At 73.7% G+C, this 18751-nt stretch carries 16 protein-coding genes and 1 tRNA gene; 7 read left to right on the forward strand and 10 right to left on the reverse strand.

Going from position 1 to position 18751, the window contains the following annotated elements; genetic code table 11:
• Positions 1–169 precede the first annotated feature (169 nt).
• Positions 170–1948, forward strand: a complete 1779-nt coding sequence (locus O7628_RS02490) for a hypothetical protein (protein ID WP_278128039.1) — start codon at positions 170–172, stop codon at positions 1946–1948.
• Between the two features lie 34 nt (positions 1949–1982).
• Here O7628_RS02490 and coaE read toward each other — a convergent pair whose 3' ends face one another.
• Both coaE and rpsA read right to left on the reverse strand, forming a co-directional pair.
• Complete coding sequence (gene coaE, locus O7628_RS02495) at positions 1983–3167, reverse strand: dephospho-CoA kinase (RefSeq protein ID WP_278136186.1); 1185 nt, start codon at positions 3165–3167, stop codon at positions 1983–1985.
• Positions 3168–3839: 672 nt separating this feature from the next.
• A complete protein-coding gene (gene rpsA, locus O7628_RS02500) occupies positions 3840–5333 on the reverse strand; it encodes a 30S ribosomal protein S1 (RefSeq protein ID WP_074474370.1) in 1494 nt (497 codons plus the stop codon).
• A 430-nt stretch (positions 5334–5763) separates the two neighbouring features.
• On the opposite strand from rpsA, the gene O7628_RS02505 reads away from it, so the two are divergent.
• The 4 genes from O7628_RS02505 to O7628_RS02520 all read left to right on the forward strand — a co-directional run bounded on the left by O7628_RS02505 (position 5764) and on the right by O7628_RS02520 (position 7541).
• Positions 5764–6552 carry a class I SAM-dependent methyltransferase gene (locus O7628_RS02505; RefSeq protein WP_141723748.1) on the forward strand — a complete coding sequence of 263 codons (789 nt, stop codon included), beginning with the start codon at positions 5764–5766 and terminating at the stop codon, positions 6550–6552.
• 122 nt (positions 6553–6674) lie between these two features.
• Positions 6675–6941, forward strand: coding sequence for a Uma2 family endonuclease (locus tag O7628_RS02510; protein WP_278128042.1), 267 nt, complete (start codon positions 6675–6677; stop codon positions 6939–6941).
• A gap of 41 nt (positions 6942–6982) precedes the next feature.
• Positions 6983–7204, forward strand: coding sequence for a DUF2945 domain-containing protein (locus O7628_RS02515; RefSeq protein ID WP_074474371.1), 222 nt, complete (start codon positions 6983–6985; stop codon positions 7202–7204).
• Entirely contained in the window at positions 7191–7541 is a 351-nt protein-coding gene (locus O7628_RS02520; RefSeq protein WP_278128045.1) for a DUF3140 domain-containing protein, read from the forward strand. The genes O7628_RS02515 and O7628_RS02520 overlap by 14 nt, the downstream gene beginning before the upstream one ends.
• An 88-nt stretch (positions 7542–7629) precedes the next feature.
• Here the strand turns inward: O7628_RS02520 and polA are convergent, their stop codons facing one another.
• From polA to O7628_RS02560, 8 genes are all read right to left on the reverse strand, one after another.
• Positions 7630–10338 carry a DNA polymerase I gene (gene polA / locus O7628_RS02525; protein ID WP_278128046.1) on the reverse strand — a complete coding sequence of 903 codons (2709 nt, stop codon included), beginning with the start codon at positions 10336–10338 and terminating at the stop codon, positions 7630–7632.
• Positions 10339–10467: 129 nt separating this feature from the next.
• Positions 10468–11178, reverse strand: coding sequence for an ABC transporter ATP-binding protein (locus tag O7628_RS02530; RefSeq protein ID WP_074474374.1), 711 nt, complete (start codon positions 11176–11178; stop codon positions 10468–10470).
• The gene (locus O7628_RS02535) at positions 11168–12088 is read right to left on the reverse strand and encodes an ABC transporter ATP-binding protein (protein WP_278128047.1); all 921 of its coding nucleotides are present in this window, start codon (positions 12086–12088) and stop codon (positions 11168–11170) included. The genes O7628_RS02530 and O7628_RS02535 overlap by 11 nt, the downstream gene beginning before the upstream one ends.
• Complete coding sequence (locus tag O7628_RS02540; protein ID WP_278128049.1) at positions 12081–13235, reverse strand: branched-chain amino acid ABC transporter permease; 1155 nt, start codon at positions 13233–13235, stop codon at positions 12081–12083. Before O7628_RS02540 ends, O7628_RS02535 begins: the two co-directional genes overlap by 8 nt.
• Positions 13232–14182 carry a branched-chain amino acid ABC transporter permease gene (locus tag O7628_RS02545; RefSeq protein WP_278128051.1) on the reverse strand — a complete coding sequence of 317 codons (951 nt, stop codon included), beginning with the start codon at positions 14180–14182 and terminating at the stop codon, positions 13232–13234. The genes O7628_RS02540 and O7628_RS02545 overlap by 4 nt, the downstream gene beginning before the upstream one ends.
• A 94-nt stretch (positions 14183–14276) precedes the next feature.
• On the reverse strand, positions 14277–15446 hold the full coding sequence (locus tag O7628_RS02550; RefSeq protein ID WP_278128052.1) for a branched-chain amino acid ABC transporter substrate-binding protein: 1170 nt from the start codon (positions 15444–15446) through the stop codon (positions 14277–14279).
• A 264-nt stretch (positions 15447–15710) separates the two neighbouring features.
• Entirely contained in the window at positions 15711–17069 is a 1359-nt protein-coding gene (locus O7628_RS02555; protein WP_278128053.1) for a hypothetical protein, read from the reverse strand.
• Positions 17070–17156: 87 nt separating this feature from the next.
• Positions 17157–17777, reverse strand: coding sequence for a response regulator (locus O7628_RS02560; RefSeq protein WP_074474379.1), 621 nt, complete (start codon positions 17775–17777; stop codon positions 17157–17159).
• 94 nt (positions 17778–17871) lie between these two features.
• On the opposite strand from O7628_RS02560, the gene O7628_RS02565 reads away from it, so the two are divergent.
• A tRNA-Leu gene (locus O7628_RS02565) sits at positions 17872–17948 on the forward strand.
• A 32-nt stretch (positions 17949–17980) separates the two neighbouring features.
• The gene (locus tag O7628_RS02570; RefSeq protein WP_278128054.1) at positions 17981–18730 is read left to right on the forward strand and encodes a transcriptional regulator; all 750 of its coding nucleotides are present in this window, start codon (positions 17981–17983) and stop codon (positions 18728–18730) included.
• Positions 18731–18751 lie beyond the last annotated feature (21 nt).

Below are 18751 nucleotides of genomic sequence, written 5' to 3' on the forward strand. Positions count from 1 at the left end.
GCTCGGCCCTCGACGGCCGACACGCCCCCGGCACAGGGGTCGCAGCACCTGGGACATCACTCGGCGTGCGCACCCGACGTGGTCGCGCGCAGGCGCAGACCGGCCGCCGCGAGCGCCCCACGCAACCGGCGGGCGTCACCTGTCCCGCACGCCGCACGTTCATCCTCGCGTGGAGAACTCCCCCGGGCCGACGCCCCGGCCCGCCCGGCCGACGCACCCGCCCGCCGAGGGTCCGGCCCGGTCCACGGCGACGCTCCCGCTCGTCGTCGCACCCGTCCGGGGCCGGCGCGGCGACCGGGGTCCCGCCGCGCACCGCGCCCGGCCGGGCCGCGGGAGCCGGGGCAGGGGCGGACGCGGCGGCGGGGACGGGGACGGGCCCGCCGGGCGGCGACGCACCGCCGTGGTCGTGCTGGGGGTGGTCGCCGCCGCCGCGGCGGCGGCCCTGGTCGTCGGGCTGCTGACCTGGGTGCCTGCGGCACCGGAGCCGTCCCGGCCGCTGACCCCGGCGGAGGCGGAGCGCCTCGCCGCGGTGCGGGTCACCAACCACCGGGACGTCCGCTCCGGCGTGCGCCTGACCCTCGGCGAGGCCGGCGCCCGCACCGACGTCGTGGGCTGGGTCGACTGGTCCCGGCCCCTGGCCTACCTGGACGTGGGCGGGCCCGGGGCCGGCCGGGACCGCGGGCTGGTCCAGGCGGTCCCGGGGCTGCTGCTGACCCGGCCCGACCCGACGGCGGTGCCCGCCCCGGCGTATCCGCCCCTGGTGCCGCCGGCCGACGGCTGGCGGGTGGGCGACGTGGCCGCCGCCCGGCCCCTCCGCCCCGCGGTCGACCTGCTCCTCGCGCTCGCCGCGCCCCGGCCCGAGCCGGCCGGGGACTTCCCGGCCGACGACGCCCGGTGGCTGGCCCCGGCCGAGGCCGGCGGGCTGCCGGTGGACGTCTTCCAGTCCCGCCTGCCCGGTCCGACGCCCCCCGGGCCGGTGCCGGGAAGCGCGACACCGACGACCGGGCGACGGAGCGCCCCGACGACGGCGCGGCAGGGCGCGCCGGGGAGACCGGGACGGAGCACGCCGGCCGGGTCGGGGCCGGCGGCGTCGACCCCGGGCGCGTCGGGTCCGGCCGGGGCCTGGCCCGGGCCCGCGATCAGCCTGCCGGCCGCGGTCCGTCCGCCGGCCGGGTCGGCGCTCGACGGGGCCGCCCGCTGGTGGGTCGACCGGGACGCCCGGCTGCACCGGCTGGAGGGACGCCTGCGGGGCGGCGTGCCGGTGACGCTGGAGTTGCAGCATGCCAACCGGCCGGTGCTGTGGCCGGTGGCCGCGCTCGGTGGCCGCGCGGGGCTGCCCCGGGCGCTCACCGGCGCCGAGGAGGACCGGCTGGCCCGGGTGGCCACCCGGCTGCGGGCCCAGGGCGGCGCCGCCGCCACGCTCACCGCGCCCGTGGCCCCGGGCCGGGCCGTGCGCGGCACCGGCTGGCTCGACTGGACGGCCCGGGCGGCGTACCTGTCGGTCGGCGGCACCGGCGCGTGGCCCGGCCGGACGCTGCGCCGCTACGACGCCGCCGGGATCTGGTCCGCCGCCGCCACCGGCGACCCGGCCGCCCCGCCGCCGCTGCCGCCGCCGCGCACCGGGTACGCCTGGCACCACCGCCCACCCGACGCGGACGACGCGGACGACATCGACCTGCTGCTGGCCGCCGCGCTGCGCGCCGGCGCGGCGACGGAACGGACGGCCCGCCCGGCGAGCCGGATCCGCGGGGACCGCCTCGCCGACCGGGCCGTCGACGTGATCGAGGTGGACGCGGGGCGCGGCCCGCTGCGCTACTGGATCGACCGGTCCGGGCTGCTGCGCCGGCTGGAGCTACGCACCCGGCTCGGCACGTACGCCCAGCTCGACCTGTCGCCGGAGGCCGTGCCGGCGCTGCCGCCGGTGGCCCCGGCGCGCGCCCCGCGCTGACCTCGGCGGGACCGGTCCGTGGCCGGCAGCGGGCTCAGGGCCGCCAGCCGGTGCGCGCGGCCCACTCCTCGGCCCGGTGGTGTTCCTCGTCGAACCACGGGTCGCGCGCCGTGGCGTTGGGGGACCCCCCGGCCGGCGCGCTGGCCGCCAGGTCACCCTTGAGCGTCAGGTACGCCGCCCGCCGGGCGGGGTCGGCGCGCAGGTGGTCGCGCATCAGCAGCGCGTACCGCCAGCCGGGCGAGCCCTCCGGCCGCAGGTGCAGGCGCACCGGGCGGCCCGGGTCGGCGTTGCCGTGCAGCCGCTTCTCCCAGCGGCCGCTGCCCGCCGGGCGGGGGCTGTCCCACCACTGGCCGGGCACACGCGGGAAGCCGGCCGCAGCGAGCCGCTCGGCGAGCGCGCCGTCCGCCTCCGCGAGACTCGGCACGGTCACCTGGATGTCGACGACGTCCCGGGCGGCGAGGCCGGCGACGGCCGTCGAGCCGACGTGGTCGATCCGCGGATCGGCCGGGGCGAGCGCGTGCCGGAGCCGGGCGGCCAGCCGGGCGTACTGCTGCGGCCAGGTCGGGTCGGGGCCGGTCAGGGCGGTCCCGTCGGGTTCGGCCGCCCGGCGGAGCCGGACGTTCTCCTCGTACGGCAGCAGCCGGTCCCGCCACAGCCCGTCCACTTGGACGTGCAGCTCGTCGAGGGTGGCGTCGTTGCGCAGGACCACGTCCGCGGCCGCGTCCCGGCGCGCGTCGTCGGCCTGCGCGGCGATCCGCCGCTCGGCCTCCGCCCGGCTCATCCCCCGGTCACGCGCCAGCCGGGCCAGCCGCACGGCCACCTCCGTCTGCACCACGACCACCAGGTGGTACGTCGGCGCGAGCCCGACCTCGACCAGGAGCGGCACGTCGTTGACCACCACGGCGTCGGGCGCCGCCGCGGCGGCCAGCTCGGCGGTCCGCGCGCGGACCCGGGGGTGGGTGATCGCCTCCAGCCGGCGGCGGGCCGCCTCGTCGGCGAAGACCAGCCCGCCCAGCGCGGCCCGGTCCAGGGCCCCGTCGGGGCCGACGACCCGGTCGCCGAAGGCGGCCACGACCTCTCTGAGCCCTTCGCTGCCCGGGGCGACCACCTCGCGGGCGATCCGGTCGGCGTCGATCACCACCGCGCCGAGCGCGGCCAGCCGGGCCGCGACGGCGCTCTTGCCGGAGCCGATCCCGCCGGTCAGTCCCACCATCAGCACCGCAACAGTCAACCGGATCGACGCCCGCACCGCCAGACCGGCCGGGACGGGCCAGCTCACGCCCGTTCGGACGCTGGACCGGGCGGTCGGACGCTGGGCCGCCTGCTCGGGCGGCTGGGCCGGTCGGTCGATGCTGGGCCGCGTGGACAGCCTCTGGGCCGGGCGGGCCTGGCCTGCTCGGACGCTGCTGGCCGTCGCCGCCTCCGATCAGCGCCACCTCTGGTCGGCGTCTCCTCTCGTCAGCTTCTCTGCTGGTCGGCGTCAGCACTCGATCGCGGATCGAGTGGGCTCCGGCCAGGAGCGAGGCCACTCGATCCACGATCGAGCACGATCTTGCCGGGCCACAAAGCGAACGGGCGGCAGAGCGAACGGGCGGCAGAGCGGACGGGCCGGGTGGAAGGGTGGCAAGGGGCGCGGGCGGCAAAGAGCCGGCCAGCCAGACAAGGCGGGCAAGTGTCCAGGCAGGCGGCGAGGGTAGGTCGGAAGACGGAGGGCCGGCCGCGCAGACGAGGGAGGGCGGAGACCGGGCGCGGGAAGGTAGGCCGAAACGGCGACGGGCCCCGCCCCGGCGGCCCGGTGGAACCGGATCGCGGGGACAGGGCCCGTCGTCGTCAGCGGCGGCTCCGGACCGGGGGCGTCGTCAAACGCGCCCGGCGGGGAGTCGTCACGGGGTCACTTGCCGCCGGCGAGCTTCTCCCGCAGCGCGGCGAGCGCCTCGTCGGTGGCCAGGGTGCCGGCCGGCTCCTCGGCCTGCCGGCTCGGGGCCGTGCTGGTCGAGGTGGTGGTGCCGCTGGTCGACACGGCCGGAGCCGGGTTGGCAGCGGCCTCGGCGTCGGCGGCCCGGGAGGTCTGCACCTGCTTGGTGTGGGCCTCCCAGCGCTGACGGGCCTCGGCGTACTGGTTCTCCCAGGTCTCGCGCTGCTTGTCGTACCCCTCGAGCCACTCGCCCGTCTCCGGGTCGAAGCCCTCCGGGTAGATGTAGTTGCCCTCGGCGTCGTACGTCGCAGCCATGCCGTAGAGGGTCGGGTCGAAGTGCTCCTCGCCCTCGACGAAGCCCTCGTTGGCCTGCTTGAGCGACAGGGAGATCCGGCGGCGCTCCAGGTCGATGTCGATGACCTTGACCATGACCTCGGAGCCGACCTGGACGACCTGCTCCGGGATCTCCACGTGGCGCTCGGCCAACTCGGAGATGTGGACCAGGCCCTCGATGCCGTCGTCCACCCGGACGAAGGCGCCGAACGGCACCAGCTTGGTGACCTTACCCGGCACGATCTGCTGGATCGCGTGGGTGCGGGCGAACTGCCGCCACGGGTCCTCCTGGGTCGCCTTCAGCGACAGCGAGACCCGCTCGCGGTCCAGGTCGACGTCCAGGACCTCGACCTCGACCTCCTGGCCGACCTCGACGACCTCGGACGGGTGGTCGATGTGCTTCCAGGACAGCTCGGAGACGTGCACCAGGCCGTCCACGCCGCCCAGGTCGACGAACGCGCCGAAGTTGACGATCGAGGACACGACGCCCTTGCGGACCTGGCCCTTCTGCAGCTTGTTGAGGAACTCGGTGCGCACCTCGGACTGCGTCTGCTCCAGCCAGGCCCGGCGGGACAGGACCACGTTGTTGCGGTTCTTGTCCAGCTCGATGATCTTGGCTTCGAGCTCGCGGCCGACGTACGGCTGCAGGTCACGCACCCGCCGCATCTCGACCAGGGACGCGGGCAGGAAGCCGCGCAGCCCGATGTCGAGGATGAGACCACCCTTGACCACCTCGATGACCGAGCCGCGGACGACGCCGTCCTCGTCCTTGATCTTCTCGATCGTGCCCCAGGCCCGCTCGTACTGCGCCCGCTTCTTGGAGAGGATCAGACGACCCTCCTTGTCCTCCTTCTGGAGGACCAGGGCCTCGATGTGGTCACCGACCGAGACGACCTCGGCGGGGTCCACGTCGTGCTTGATCGACAACTCTCGAGAGGGGATGACACCCTCGGTCTTGTAGCCGATGTCGAGCAGGACCTCGTCCCGATCGACCTTGACGACGGTGCCTTCGACAATGTCGCCGTCGTTGAAGTACTTGATGGTCTCGTCGATCGCGGCGAGGAAAGCCTCCTCGGAACCGAGATCGTCGTGGGTGACCCGGGTGGCGCTCGAGGGGGCCTCGATGCTGCTCGTCATGTGGGCGGTTGCTCCGGTCGGATGGGTTGTCACAGCAGGCTGGTGTCGCGGTGACCTGTTCGCGCCAGCGGATCCGTCGCCGGGCACACAGAAGATCACTAGTGAGGTCCTGATGTGGCTCCGTCTGGAACTCCGCGACCGCGCGCCTTCTCCCTGCCGAGGCACGCGACCCGCGAGCGCATCGTCTAGCCTACCGTGCGCATTACCACAGCGTGCAAGCCCCGGGAGAAGTGATCCAGCCCGCTTTCGCGACGGACTGCACCTTTCGTGCCCGAACCGGGGGTTTACGGGCGGGGACCCGGCGGCCATCCCGCCCCCACCGGTAGCCGCGCCGCAGCGGGCCGGCAGCCGGGGCCACCACTAGACTGCCGCGGTGACCGACGACCTGGCCAACCTCACCGTGAGCGCCGAGCCGGACGCGGCGCCGGGGGTGCTGCGACGCCCGGTGACCGACGCCGACGCCCGGCGGGCCAGCCGCGGCTGGTGGGACTCCGACGCCGACGACTACCAGGCCGAACACGGCGCGTTCCTCGGCGACGTGGACTTCGTCTGGTGCCCCGAGGGGCTGCGCGAGGCCGACGCCCGGCTGCTCGGCGACCTCGCCGGACGCCGGGTGCTGGAGGTGGGCGCGGGGGCGGCCGCCGCCGCCCGGTGGCTGGCCACCCAGGGGGCCCGCCCGGTGGCCCTGGACCTCTCCGCCGGCATGCTGCGGCACGCGGCGGACGCGGCCGGGCGCAGCGGCGTACGGGTGCCGCTGGTGCAGGCCGACGCGCTCGCGTTGCCCTTCGCCGACGCGGCGTTCGACACCGCGTGCACGGCCTTCGGGGCGATCCCGTTCGTGGCCGACTCGGCGGCGGTGATGCGCGAGGTGTTCCGGGTGCTGCGCCCCGGCGGCCGGTGGGTGTTCTCGGTGACCCACCCGATGCGGTGGATCTTCCTGGACGACCCGGGGCAGGGCGGGCTCACGGCGGTGCACTCGTACTTCGACCGCTCCCCGTACGTGGAGCAGGACCGCACGGGCGCGGCGACGTACGTCGAGCAGCACCGCACCCTCGGCGACCGGATCCGGGAGCTGGTCGGCGCGGGGTTCCGGCTGGTGGACCTGGTGGAGCCGGAGTGGCCCGAGGGGCACGAGGGGATCTGGGGCCAGTGGAGCCCGCTGCGCGGCCGGCTCTTCCCCGGCACGGCCATCTTCGTCGCCGAGAAGCCGGCGGGCTGAACCTGGGGACCACCGACCCACCGGGCCGCGGACCGGCCGGCGGGTGGGCGGGACACTGGTCGGCCGGGGCGTCGCACCGCTGGTGCGACGCCCCGGGCGGCGGGCGGGGTCACCCTGACCGGGTGAGCGCCGAGCCGATCCCGACACCACCTGGCCCCTGGTGCCCGGACCCGATCCGGCAACAGCGTGCCGACTACACGCTGGAGGACGGCATCCCGTTCTACTGGCGCGTCGAGCAGGACCCGGTGCACGTGTACGCCTACCGGCTCAGCGACCGGCTCAGCCTCGGCGGCGAGCGGCAGTACGAGCTGGTCGCCGACAACGCGGAGCTGATCGCGCTGGCCGAGCCGTTCGAGATCAAGCTGCCGGTCGCCGAGCTCACCGGCTGACCCGGCCCGTTTCGCCGCACCCGCCCCGGGTAGCCAGGCGCATGGCCGAGCAGAGGGAGTTCCGCGCGGGCGACCACGTGTCCTGGGCCAGCCACAGCGGCCGGGCGCACGGCGTGGTCGAGGAGAAGCTCACCGAGCGCACCCACGTGCGGGGGCACACCGTGAACGCGTCCCCCGAGCAGCCGCAGTACCGCATCCGCAACGACGACTCGGGGCGCGACGTCGCGCACCGGCCGGAGGTGCTGCGCCGTGAGCGGGACTGACGACGACCGGCGCGGCGAGACGTACCGGGAGTTCACCGAGGCGGTCAACATGCGGCCCGGCGAGCTGTCGACGTGGCTGGAGAGCGACGAGTCGAAGCACGTCGGCTGGCGGAAGAAGGGCACTGCGGGCGGCGAGTCGGTGGGGCACTCGTCCGGCCGGCGGATCGTCGACCTGCTGCGCCGCAGGCGCGCCGAGCTGACCGAGGCCGACTACCGGCACATGCGCAAGGTGATCGGCTACGTGCACCGGCACCTGGCGCAGCGCCCCGCGGGCGACGTGCGGGACACCAGGTGGCGCTGGTCGCTGATGAACTGGGGCCACGACCCGCTCCGGTGAGCGGGTCACGGCCCCGACCGCCGACACCACCTCGGGGCACGCCGCCGGCACAGCCCGGCACGCGGGGCACGGCCGCCGGGCGCGCCGGTCAGTGGTCGGCGCTGTTCCAGTCCCGGCCCTCGCCGACGGAGACCTCCAGCGGCACCGACAGCGGGTACGCCCCGCCCATCTGGCCACGCACCAGCGCCTCCAGGGCGTCGCGCTCGCCGGGGGCGACCTCGAAGACCAGCTCGTCGTGCACCTGGAGCAGCATCCGCGAGCGCAGCCCCGCCTCGCGCAGCCCGGCGTCGACGCGCAGCATGGCGACCTTGATGATGTCGGCCGCCGAGCCCTGGATGGGGGCGTTGAGCGCCATCCGCTCGGCCATGTCCCGCCGCTGCCGGTTGTCGCTGACCAGGTCGGGCAGGTAGCGGCGGCGGCCCAGGATGGTGGAGGTGTAGCCGTCGTGCCGGGCCCGGGCCACGACCTCCTGGAGGTAGTCGCGGACCCCGCCGAACCCGGCGAAGTAGTTGTCCATCAGCCCGCGCGCCTCCTCGGCGGTGATGCCGAGCTGCTGGGACAGGCCGAACGCGCTCAGCCCGTACGCCAGGCCGTAGTTCATCGCCTTGATCTTGCGACGCTGGTCGGCGGTGACCTCGGTGACCGGCACCCCGAACACCGACGAGGCGGTGGCGGCGTGGAAGTCGTGGCCGGAGTTGAACGCCTCGATCAGCTTGGCGTCCGACGACAGGTGCGCCATGATCCGCATCTCGATCTGGCTGTAGTCGGCGGTGAGCAGGCACTCGAACCCCTCCCCCACGACGAAGGCGCGGCGGATCCGCCGGCCCTCCTCGGTGCGGATCGGGATGTTCTGGAGGTTGGGGTCGGTGGAGGAGAGCCGGCCGGTGGCCGCCACGGTCTGCTTGAACGTGGTGTGGATGCGGCCGTCCTCGGAGACCGACTTGAGCAGGCCGTCGACGGTCGTCTTCAGCTTCGCCACGTCCCGGTGGCGCAGCAGGTGCTCCAGCACGGGCAGCGGATTCTGCGCGTAGAGCCACTGGAGGGCGTCGGCGTCGGTGGTGTAGCCGGTCTTGATCTTCTTGGTCTTGGGCAGGCCCAGCTCGCCGAAGAGGAGCTCCTGGAGCTGCTTGGGCGAGCCCAGGTTGAACTCCCGCCCGACGGCGGCGTACGCGCCCTGCGCGGCGGACTTCACCTCGCCCGCGAAGTGGGCCTCCAGCTCGTGCAGGTAGTCCAGGTCGGCGGCGATGCCGACCCGTTGCAGCGCGGCGAGCACGTCCGACAGCGGCAGCTCCACCTCCGCCATCAGCCGGGCGGACTGCTCGCCGTCGCGGGACAGCTCGGCGTCGATCGCGTCGGCCAGGTCGAGGGTGGCCCGCGCCTGGAGCATCAGGTTCTGCTCGGCCTCGCCCTCGTCGCCGAGGCCCTCGAAGGTGAGCTGCCCGGTCTCGGGGGCGTCGACCCGCAGCTCGCGGTGCAGGTAGCGCAGCGCCAGGTCGGTCAGGTCGTAGGAGCGCTGGTCGGGACGGGCCAGGTAGGCGGCCAGCTCGGTGTCGCGGGCGACGCCGGCCAGCGACCAGCCCCGGGCGGCGAACGCCAGGCGGGCGTGCTTGCTGTCGTGCAGCACCTTCGGCCGGGCCGGGTCGGCCAGCCAGGCCGCCAGGGCCCGCTCGTCGGCCTCGGCCAGCGCCGTCGGGTCGAGCCACGCCGCCGGGCCGGTGGCCAGCGCGAGGGCCAGGGCGTCGAGCTGCGGCTCGTAGCGCTCGCGGGGGGCGGTCGGCTTGGCCGGGGTCTTCACCGCCACGCCGACCTGGGTGCCGGCGGGGGCGTGCCGGTCGAGCCAGGCGACGACCGCCCCCGGCTCGGTGAGCCGCTCGGCGGTCAGGTCGAACCCCGCCTCGGCCTCCGGCTCGACGGCCTCCAGGTACTGGTAGAGGCGGTCGCGCAGGATGCGGAACTCCAGGGTGTCGAAGACCTGGTGCACGGCCTCGCGGTCCCAGCCGGTCCAGCGGGCGTCCTCGGGACGGATCGGCAGCTCCAGGTCGGAGACCAGGCGGTTGATCTCGTAGTTGCGGATCACGTCGGCGAGCCGCTCGCGCAGGCTGTCGCCGGCCTTGCCCTTGATCTCGTCGGCGCGGGCCACCACGCCGTCGAGGCCGCCGTAGAGGTTGATCCACTTGGCGGCGGTCTTCGGGCCGACGCCCGGCACGCCGGGCAGGTTGTCGCTGGTTTCGCCGACCAGCGCCGCCAGGTCGCGGTAGCGCTGCGGACCCACGCCGTATTTCGCCTCGATGGCGGCGGCGTCCATCCGGGCCAGGTCGGAGACGCCCTTGCGCGGGTAGAGCACGGTGACGTGGTCGTCGACGAGCTGGAAGGCGTCCCGGTCGCCGCTGGAGATCAGCACCGACATGCCCTGGTCGCGGGCCTGGCAGGCGAGGGTGGCGATGACGTCGTCGGCCTCGTAGCCCTCCTTCTCCACCACCGGCACGCGCAGCGCCGCGAGGACCTCCTTGACCAGGCTGACCTGGCCCTTGAAGTCGGCCGGGGTCTCGCTGCGGCCCGCCTTGTATTCCGCGTATTTCTCGGTGCGGAAGGACTGCCGGGAGACGTCGAAGGCCACGACGATGTGGGTGGGCTGCTCGTCGCGCAGCACGTTGATCAGCATCGAGGTGAAGCCGTAGACGGCGTTTGTCGGCTGCCCCGTCGTGGTGGAGAAGTTCTCCACCGGCAGGGCGAAGAACGCCCGGTATGCCATGGAGTGTCCGTCGACGAGGAGCAGGCGCGGCGTCGTAGCTGTCACGGCAGCGACTCTAGCCCGTACGGCTGACATCCCCGCCGCGCGGCACACGACGACGACAGCCCCGGCACGGCCGGCAACGCTGACGGCCGGCCGCCCACGAGGGGAACGACCGGCCGTCGGCGGCGCGGGTCAGGCCACGCCGAGGTACGCCTCCTTGACCGCCGGGTCGTGCAGCAGCTCCTGGCCGGTGCCCTCCTTGACGATCCGGCCGGTCTCCAGCACGTAGCCCCGGTGGGCGCGGGACAGCGCCTGCTGGGCGTTCTGCTCCACCAGCAGGATCGTGGTGCCCTGCTCGTTGATCCGGGTGATGATCTCGAAGATCTGCTGGATCAGCTTCGGCGCGAGACCCATCGACGGCTCGTCGAGCAGCAGCAGCCGGGGCCGGGCCATCAGCGCCCGCCCCACGGCCAGCATCTGCTGCTCGCCGCCGGAGAGGGTGCCGCCGGCCTGCTTGCGCCGCTCGGCCAGCCGGGGGAACAGGTCCAGCACCATGGCCATGTCCTTGGCGATCTCCGCCCGGTCCCGGCGGGTGTACGCCCCCATCTCCAGGTTCTCCAGCACCGTCATGCCCGGGAACACGCCCCGGCCCTCCGGTGCCTGCCCGATGCCCCGGGTCACCCGCAGGTCGGCCCGCATCCGGGTGACGTCGGTGCCGTCGAAGACGATCGAGCCCCGGGCCACCGGGCGCAGCCCGGAGATCGCCCGCATCGTGGTGGTCTTGCCCGCGCCGTTGGCGCCGATGAGCGCGACCACCTCGCCCTCGTTGACCACCAGGCTGATCCCGTGCAGGGCCTGGATGCGCCCGTAGAGCAGGGTCAGGTCCTTGATCTCAAGCAGCATCGGTCGGCACCCCCAGGTACGCGGCGATCACCTTCGGGTCGTCCCGGACCTCGGCCGGCAGCCCCTCGGCGATCTTCTTGCCGAACTCCAGCACGACGATCCGGTCGGTCACGCCCATCACCAGCCGCATGTCGTGCTCGATCAGCAGCACGGTCGTGCCCTTGTCCCGGATCTCGCGGATCAGGCCGAGCAGCTCCTCCTTCTCCGCCGGGGTGAAGCCGGCGGCCGGCTCGTCCAGGCAGAGCAGGGCGGGATCGGTGGCCAGCGCCCGGGCGATCTCCAGGCGGCGCTGCTCGCCGTACGACAGGTTGCGGGCCAGGTCGTTCGCGCGCCGCTCGATGCCCACGAACCGCAGCAGCTCAAGGGCCTTCTCCCGGCCCTCCCGCTCCTCCCGGAAGTGCCGCGGCAGCCGCAGCATGGCCGAGATGACGCTGGTCTTGTGGTGGACGTCCGCGCCCACCATCACGTTCTCCAGCGCCGTCATCTCGGGGAAGAGCCGGATGTTCTGGAACGTCCGGGCGATGCCGGCCTTGGTGATCCACGACCGCCGCTTGCCGTTGGTGCGCTGCCCCTTGAACCGGATCTCGCCCTCGGTGGGCCGGTAGACGCCCGTCATCGCGTTGAAGCAGGTCGTCTTGCCGGCGCCGTTCGGGCCGATCAGGCCGAGGATCTCCCCCTTGTAGAGGGTGAAGTTGACCTTGTCGAGGGCGACGACGCCGCCGAAGCGCAGCGTCACGTCGTCGACCTCCAGCAGCGGTTCCCGCCCCGCCGCGTCGGGCCCGGCCGGGCTGGCCGCCGTCGGCACGCCGGAGCCGGGCTCCGGCGGCACGCCGACCGTGCTGCGGCCGTCGGCGGTGACGTCGCGCTCGCTGCTGGCGTCGCGCTCGCTCTTCATCTGCGGATCACTCACTGGGCACCTTCTCCTGCGGAACCGCCTCCTGCCGCCGGTCGGCGAACTCCGCCGCCCGCCGCCGGTTGGGCACGATGCCCTGCGGACGGAAGATCATCATGACGATGATGACCACACCGAACACGAGGATGCGGTATTCGGCCGCGTCGAACTCCACCCCGACCAGGCTGCCGGCGCCGCGCAGCCACTCCGGCAGGTACCAGGTCACCGCGCCGCCGACGATCGCGCCCTTGATGTTGCCCGCGCCGCCCAGGATGACCGCCGCGAGCACCAGGATGGAACTCTCCAGCACGAACTGGTCCGAGTTGATGAACGTCTGCTTGCCGGCGAAGACCGCCCCGGTGAGGCCGGCCACCGCCGCCCCGATCGCGAACGCCCACAGCTTGTACTTGAACGTCGGCACGCCCATGACCTCGGCGGCGTCCTCGTCCTCGCGGGTGGCCACCCAGGCCCGGCCGACCCGGCTGTTGGCCAGGTTCCGCACCAGCACGATCACCAGCAGGATCAGGGTCAGCAGCAGCCAGTAGTAGGGCCGGGCGTCGACCACCCCGAACAGCGGCTTGCCGTCCGAGCCGGTGCCCGGCGGGTGCGGGATCGCCGGGATGCCCCGCTGGCCCTGCATCACGCCCTCGTTGCGGGCGGCGTAGAGCCGGATCATCTCGGCGAAGCCGAGGGTCACGATGGCCAGGTAGTCGCCGCGCAGGCGCAGCGTCGGGCCGCCGAGGATCACGCCGGAGACCATCGCGACCATGACCGCGACCGGCACCGCCGCCAGCCACGGCCAGTTCGTCCCCAGCCGGCTCTCCGGCGAGGTCAGCAACGCCACCGTGTACGCGCCGAGCGCGTAGAAGCCGAAGTAGCCCAGGTCGAGCAGGCCGGCGAAGCCGACCACCACGTTGAGCCCGACGGCCAGCAGCACGAACACGGCGGTGTCGAACAGCACGCCCGCGAAGTCCGAGCGGGTGGTGTAGAAGGCGAAGTACTCGCTGCCGATGGGGAAGCCGAGGTACTCGTAGAACCACCGGTTCGGCAGGATGTAGAGCAGGACGATCAGCGCCGCGATCGCGGCCCAGCGCACCTGCTTCGGCATCGCCGCCCAGCGGCCCTTGAGGGCCGGGGCGCGGCCCTTGTCCACGGTGGCGGTCATGCGCGCGCCCTCCCGAGAGATTCGCCGAGCAGGCCGGTGGGCCGGAACATCAGCAGCACGATCAGCAGCACGAAGCCGGTGAAGTCCTTCCAGTCTCCACCGAACAGGCCGGCGGCGTAGTTCTCCGCCACCCCGAGCAGCAGGCCGCCGAGCAGCGCGCCGCGCAGGTTGCCGATGCCGCCGAGCACCGCCGCCGCGAACGCCTTGAGCCCGATCAGGAAGCCCACGTTGAACTTCGTGTAGCCGTAGCGGACGTTCCACAGCAGCGCCGCGACGCCGGCCATCAGGCCGCCGAGCACGAAGACCAGCAGGATCACCCGGTTCTTGTTCACGCCCATCAGGGCGGCCGTGTCCGCGTCCTGGGCCACGGCCCGGATGCCGCGGCCCAGCCGGCTGCGGTTCACGAACTGGTCCAGGCCGACCATCATCGCCAGCGTGACGCCGAGGATGAGCAGCTGGACGTTGGTGACGGCCGCGCCGAACACGGTGAAGACCGTCTCGGAGGGGATCAGCGTCGGCATGCCGAACGGCGCCCGGGAGGTGCCGATGCCGAAGGACTCGGCGAGCACGAACGACGCGCCGATCGCGGTGATGAGGAAGGCCAGCGGCGGCGCGTTGCGGCGGCGCAGCGGCCGGTAGGCGACCAGTTCCACGGTCACCGCGGTCGCCGCCGAGGCGACCGCCGCCACGACCAGGCCGGCCACCAGCGCGAGGATCAGCGGGCCGATGGCGGGCGAGGGGGAGTTCTGGTCGTAGCCGAGGGCCTCCCAGGTCCACAGGGCGGTGAACGTACCGACCATGAAGACCTCGGAGTGGGCAAAGTTGATCAGGCGCAGGACGCCGTAGACGAGGGTGTACCCGAGGGCGACGAGCGCGTAGATCGCGCCCTGTTCCAGCCCGGTGATGGTCAGGGCCGGGAAGTTCCCGAACAGCTCATCGAAGTTCAAGTGGGGGCTCCAACTGTGCGGTCAAACGACGCGGCCGGGAGGAACCACTCTCCCGGCCGCATCGTCTGTGTCCCTGGCGGGACCGGCGAACCGGTCAGGCCTTCGGGATCTCGATGTCGGGGACGACCTGGCCCGCGTTGACCTTGAACGCCCAGACCAGCACCTGGGCCGGGTCCAACTCGCCGTTGGACTCGAACTTGTACGTCACACCGGTGGCGGTGCCCGCCTTGTTGTAGGCCTTCACGAAGGCGAGCAGGTCGGCCCGGGTGGACTTACCGGCCTTGATGCCCTCGAGGAAGATCTTGGTGATGTCGTACGACACGTCGGCGTAGGTGCCCGGCTCGGCGTTCTCGAAGGCCGCCTTGTAGTCGGTCACGAAGGAGCCCTTGGCCGCGGTGGCCGGGGCGCAGGGGCAGGTCAGCACGGTGCCCTCGGCGACCTGCTGGCCGGCGACCTTGATGAAGTTGGCGTCGTTGACGCCGTCGCCGGCGACCATCGTGCCCTTCCAGCCGGCGCCCTTGAGCTGCTTGAGCAGCAGGCCCGCCTCGGTGTAGTAGCCACCGAAGAACAGCACCGTCGCGCCGCTGCCGACGATCTTGGTGACGACCGCGGAGAAGTTGGTCTGCTTGACCTGGACCTTGTCCTCGCCCGCGACCGCGCCGAGGACCTTCTTGACCTCGTCCACCAGGCCCGCCCCGTACGCCGACTGGTCGTCGACGACGTAGACCTTCTCGGCCTTCAGCACGTTCTTGATGTACCGGCCGGCCGCCGGGCCCTGCGAGGTGTCGTTGCCGACGCCCCGGTGGAAGATCTTCCAGCTCTTGGTGCTCAGGCTCGGGCGGGTCGCCGACGGGGTGATGATCGGTAGGCCGGCCTCGTCGAAGATCGGGTCGGCCACCTCCGACTCGCCGGAGAACGCCGGGCCGATGATGCCGACGACCTTGGTGTCGCCCACCGCCTGCTGGGCCAGCGCCGGGGCCTTGGCCGGGTCACCCTGCGAGTCGTACTCCGCGAGGTTGACCTTGCAGTCCGCGTTGTCCTTGTTGTACTGGTCGATCGCCAGCTTCGTGCCGTTGCGCATGTGGATACCGAGACCCGCGGCGTCGCCGGTCAGCGGGCCGAAGAAGCCGATCTTGAGGTCGCAGGCCGCCTTGTCGCCGCTGCCACCCTCCGTGCCACTGTCGGCCTTACACGCGGCCGCGCCACTGATAACGAGCGCGCTGATGGCCACGCCACCCAGCACCCGTGCGAGCTTCTGCCTCACGGCTCGTACCCTCCTCAGTCCGAAGGCCCGACCACCCGCCGCGACTTGCGAATTGGACCTTGCAGGGGGTGGACGAACCGACCGCGTACCCGGTCTGGGCCGGGACGTTATCCCACAGGTAGGGCACGCCGTAAGACCTAGAAAGCGGGGTTGACCTAACCGTTACGTTGAGTGGCCAGATCCGCCGAAGTGCTGTAACACACACCCCGGCGCAAGGACGAAATCGGACATCCGACACCCGCCGGAAACAGACCGGTGGCACGCTCAGCCGGGCCCGCCCGCCACCCGCGCCGACCACAGCCGCGCCCCCTCGGCACCGCCGTCCACCAGCAACAACAGCCGGTCACCCGCCCCGGCCACCGCGACCGACCGGTCCGGCGCCGCCGCCAGCGCCACCGGCAGCGGCACCGACGCCCACCCCCCGCCGTCCGCCGAGAACCACGCCGAGGCGCCCGCGGCGGCCAGCACCACCGCCACCACCCCACCGTCGACCGCCGCCAGGCCCGCCACCTGCCCCGCCCCGCCCGTCGCCGGCCCCAACGCCCCGCCCGGCCGCCACTGCGCCACGCCCGGCCCCGCCGGGGCGCTCCCCACGCCGCCCGACTGCCCGCCGCCGGCCGCCGGGCCGGACGGCTCGCCACCGACCGCCGCGTCCCGCACCCACGCCGCCAGGGCATCGCCGCGCCGACCCACCGCCACCAGCCGCTCCCCCGCCCGGACCACCCGCTGGAGGTCACCCGCCGCGCCCCCGGCCGTCAGGACCAGCCGCCGCCAGTCCACACCGTCCGGCGACACCCACACCGCCGGGTCACCGCCCGGTCGCCCCGGGGCACGCACCGACCCCACCAGCACCCACCCCGACGCCGCCGCCGTCACGTCCGCCGCCCAGGTGCGCCCCGCCGCGTCCGACGCTAACTCGGGGACGCCGCTGACCAGCCGGAACTCCCGCCCGTCGGCCGACGACCAGGCCGCCGCCCCGGTGCCCCGGTTGCCCGCGACCACCCACCCCGCCGGGCCGCCCGCGATCCGCCCCACGTTCACCGCGTCGGGGCCGCCGAACACCTCGAACTCGGCCGGCACCTCCACCACCGAGCCGTCGGCGAGCTGCCGCCACGTGCTGATCCGGGGATTGCCGTGCACCCCGCCGCTCTTCGCGCCCACCGCCGCGAGCCGGCCGTCACGGCAGCCGACCGCCGTGAGCACGTTCTCCGCGCCGTACGCGGTGCGCGACGCCAACCGCAGCGACGACCACGCGAACCCGGCGCCGCCCGGGGCGGCCGACGCCGCCGGGGACGACCCCGCCGGGACCGGGCTGGACCACGCCGCCGGCCGGGTCACGCCCGCCGCGTCGACGACCGCGCCCACCACGAACCAGCGCCCGCCGCACGCCGCCGCGTCCCGCAGCAGCAGCCGGCCCGGCGCCCCCGGCGGCGTCGGCAGGGTCAGCGCCCGCCAGTCGGGGCGCGGCGGCTCAGGGGCGGGCGCGCCGCCCCCCGGCGCGGGCGCGGCGCGCTCGGGCGACCGGCAGCCCGCCAGCAGCACCGCCAGGCCGGCCGCCACGCCGAGCAGGACACGCAACGCCCGCGACGGTCCCGACGCCGGGCGCGGACGCTGACGAGGCATGCATCCGATCGTATCGATCAACCGGGACGCCGGGGACCCCGCGCGCCCGTCCCACGACGACCGCGGCCCCGGACGGATCGAGGGGCGTCAGGACGCCGGCTGGGTGACCTCGCCGCCGGCCGTCTCGGCGAGGATCCGCTCGGCGACCTCCTTCATGGTCATCCGGTGGTCCATCGCCGTGCGCTGGATCCACTTGAACGCCTGCGGCTCCGTCATGCCGTACGTCGTCATCAGCGCGCCCTTGGCGCGCTCCACCGTCTTACGGATCTCCAGCCGGTCGGTCAGGCCCGCGACCTCGGCCTCCAACGCGGCGATCTCCGAGTAGCGCGACAGGGCGATCTCCACGGCCGGCACCAGGTCGCTCTTCTGGAAGGGCTTCACGAGGTACGCCATCGCGCCGGCCGCCCGCGCCCGCTCCACCAGGTCCCGCTGGCTGAACGCGGTCAGGATGATCACCGGGGCGATCCGGGCGCCGGCGATCCGCTCGGCGGCGGCCAGCCCGTCCATGATCGGCATCTTGATGTCGAGGATCACCAGATCGGGCTTCAGCTCCTCGGCGAGCCGGACGGCGGTCTCGCCGTCGCCGGCCTCCCCGACGACCTCGTAGCCCTCCTCGACGAGCATCTCGGCCAGGTCGAGCCGGATGAGCGCCTCGTCCTCGGCGATCAACACCCGCCTGCGCTCGGCATCCGTCTGCGTCTCGGCCACGAGCCACTCCCACCAGTCTGCGCCCGACACCCGCCGTGCCGGGTGTCGCCGTCCCTAGCGTAGTGGGTAGTCTGTCAGGGCCGAATCATGGAAGGCCCCTGTAGTCCAACCGGTAGAGACGATGCACTCAAACTGCATACAGTGTGGGTTCGAATCCCACCGGGGGCACCAAAACTGTCGCACAGGCGTTCGACCATGGTCCCATGCATCCACCCCAGGTGCGGGCTCGGGCCCGTGAGCTTCGCGCGAACGGCTACAACATCCGAGCGGTGGCCCGGGCCCTCTCGTTGCCCTACAACACCGTGTGGCACTGGTGCGTCGACCGTCCCGAGCGGGCCGTCGTCGGCACGGCGAAGCGTTGCTTCCGCTGTTCACCCGAGGTCGGCTATCCGACAGACCCCGCCGCCTACCCCTACCTGCTCGGTCTCTACCTGGGCGACGGGCACCTCGCCATAGCCGGCAAGGCGCCGGTTCTCCGCATCGCCTGCACCGCCGCCTATCCCCGCCTGATCGATCTGTGCGAGCAGGCGATGCTCGCCGTGCTCGCCGCGAAGGTGCAGCGGATCCCCAAACGCGGGTGTGTCTCGGTGGAGAGCAGTGGCGTGCACTGGCCGTGCCTGTTGCCGCAGCACGGGCCGGGCAAGAAGCACGAGCGGCCGATCGTCCTCGCCGACTGGCAGCGCGCGCTGGTCGCCGCCCGCCCCGGGGACTTCGCGCGCGGCCTGTTCCACTCCGACGGCTGCCGGGTGACCAACCGGGTGACCATGCGCGGCAGGGGCTACGTCTACCCGCGCTACCTGTTCAGCAACGAGTCCGCCGACATCATGGGGCTCTGCCAGTGGGCGCTGGGCCTGCTCGGCGTCGCCTGGCGGATGAACCGCCCCAACTCGCTGTCCGTGGCCCGGCGCGAGGCGGTCGCGGTGCTGGACCGGCACGTCGGCCCGAAGTCCTGACCGGCCGGGGCGGGGCGTCGG

Origin of the sequence: Micromonospora sp. WMMD956 (assembly GCF_029626125.1) — a bacterium.
Taxonomy (GTDB): domain Bacteria; phylum Actinomycetota; class Actinomycetes; order Mycobacteriales; family Micromonosporaceae; genus Micromonospora; species Micromonospora carbonacea.

Bases quoted from the DNA above. Each gene is read 5' to 3' on its own strand.
- rpsA (WP_074474370.1), bottom strand. From the start codon at position 5,333: ATGACGAGCAGCATCGAGGCCCCCTCGAGCGCCACCCGGGTCACCCAC.
- O7628_RS02515 (WP_074474371.1), top strand. From the start codon at position 6,983: ATGGCCGAGCAGAGGGAGTTCCGCGCGGGCGACCACGTGTCCTGGGCC.
- O7628_RS02530 (WP_074474374.1), bottom strand. From the start codon at position 11,178: ATGCTGCTTGAGATCAAGGACCTGACCCTGCTCTACGGGCGCATCCAG.
- O7628_RS02540 (WP_278128049.1), bottom strand. From the start codon at position 13,235: ATGACCGCCACCGTGGACAAGGGCCGCGCCCCGGCCCTCAAGGGCCGC.
- O7628_RS02555 (WP_278128053.1), bottom strand. From the start codon at position 17,069: ATGCCTCGTCAGCGTCCGCGCCCGGCGTCGGGACCGTCGCGGGCGTTG.
- O7628_RS02570 (WP_278128054.1), top strand. From the start codon at position 17,981: ATGCATCCACCCCAGGTGCGGGCTCGGGCCCGTGAGCTTCGCGCGAAC.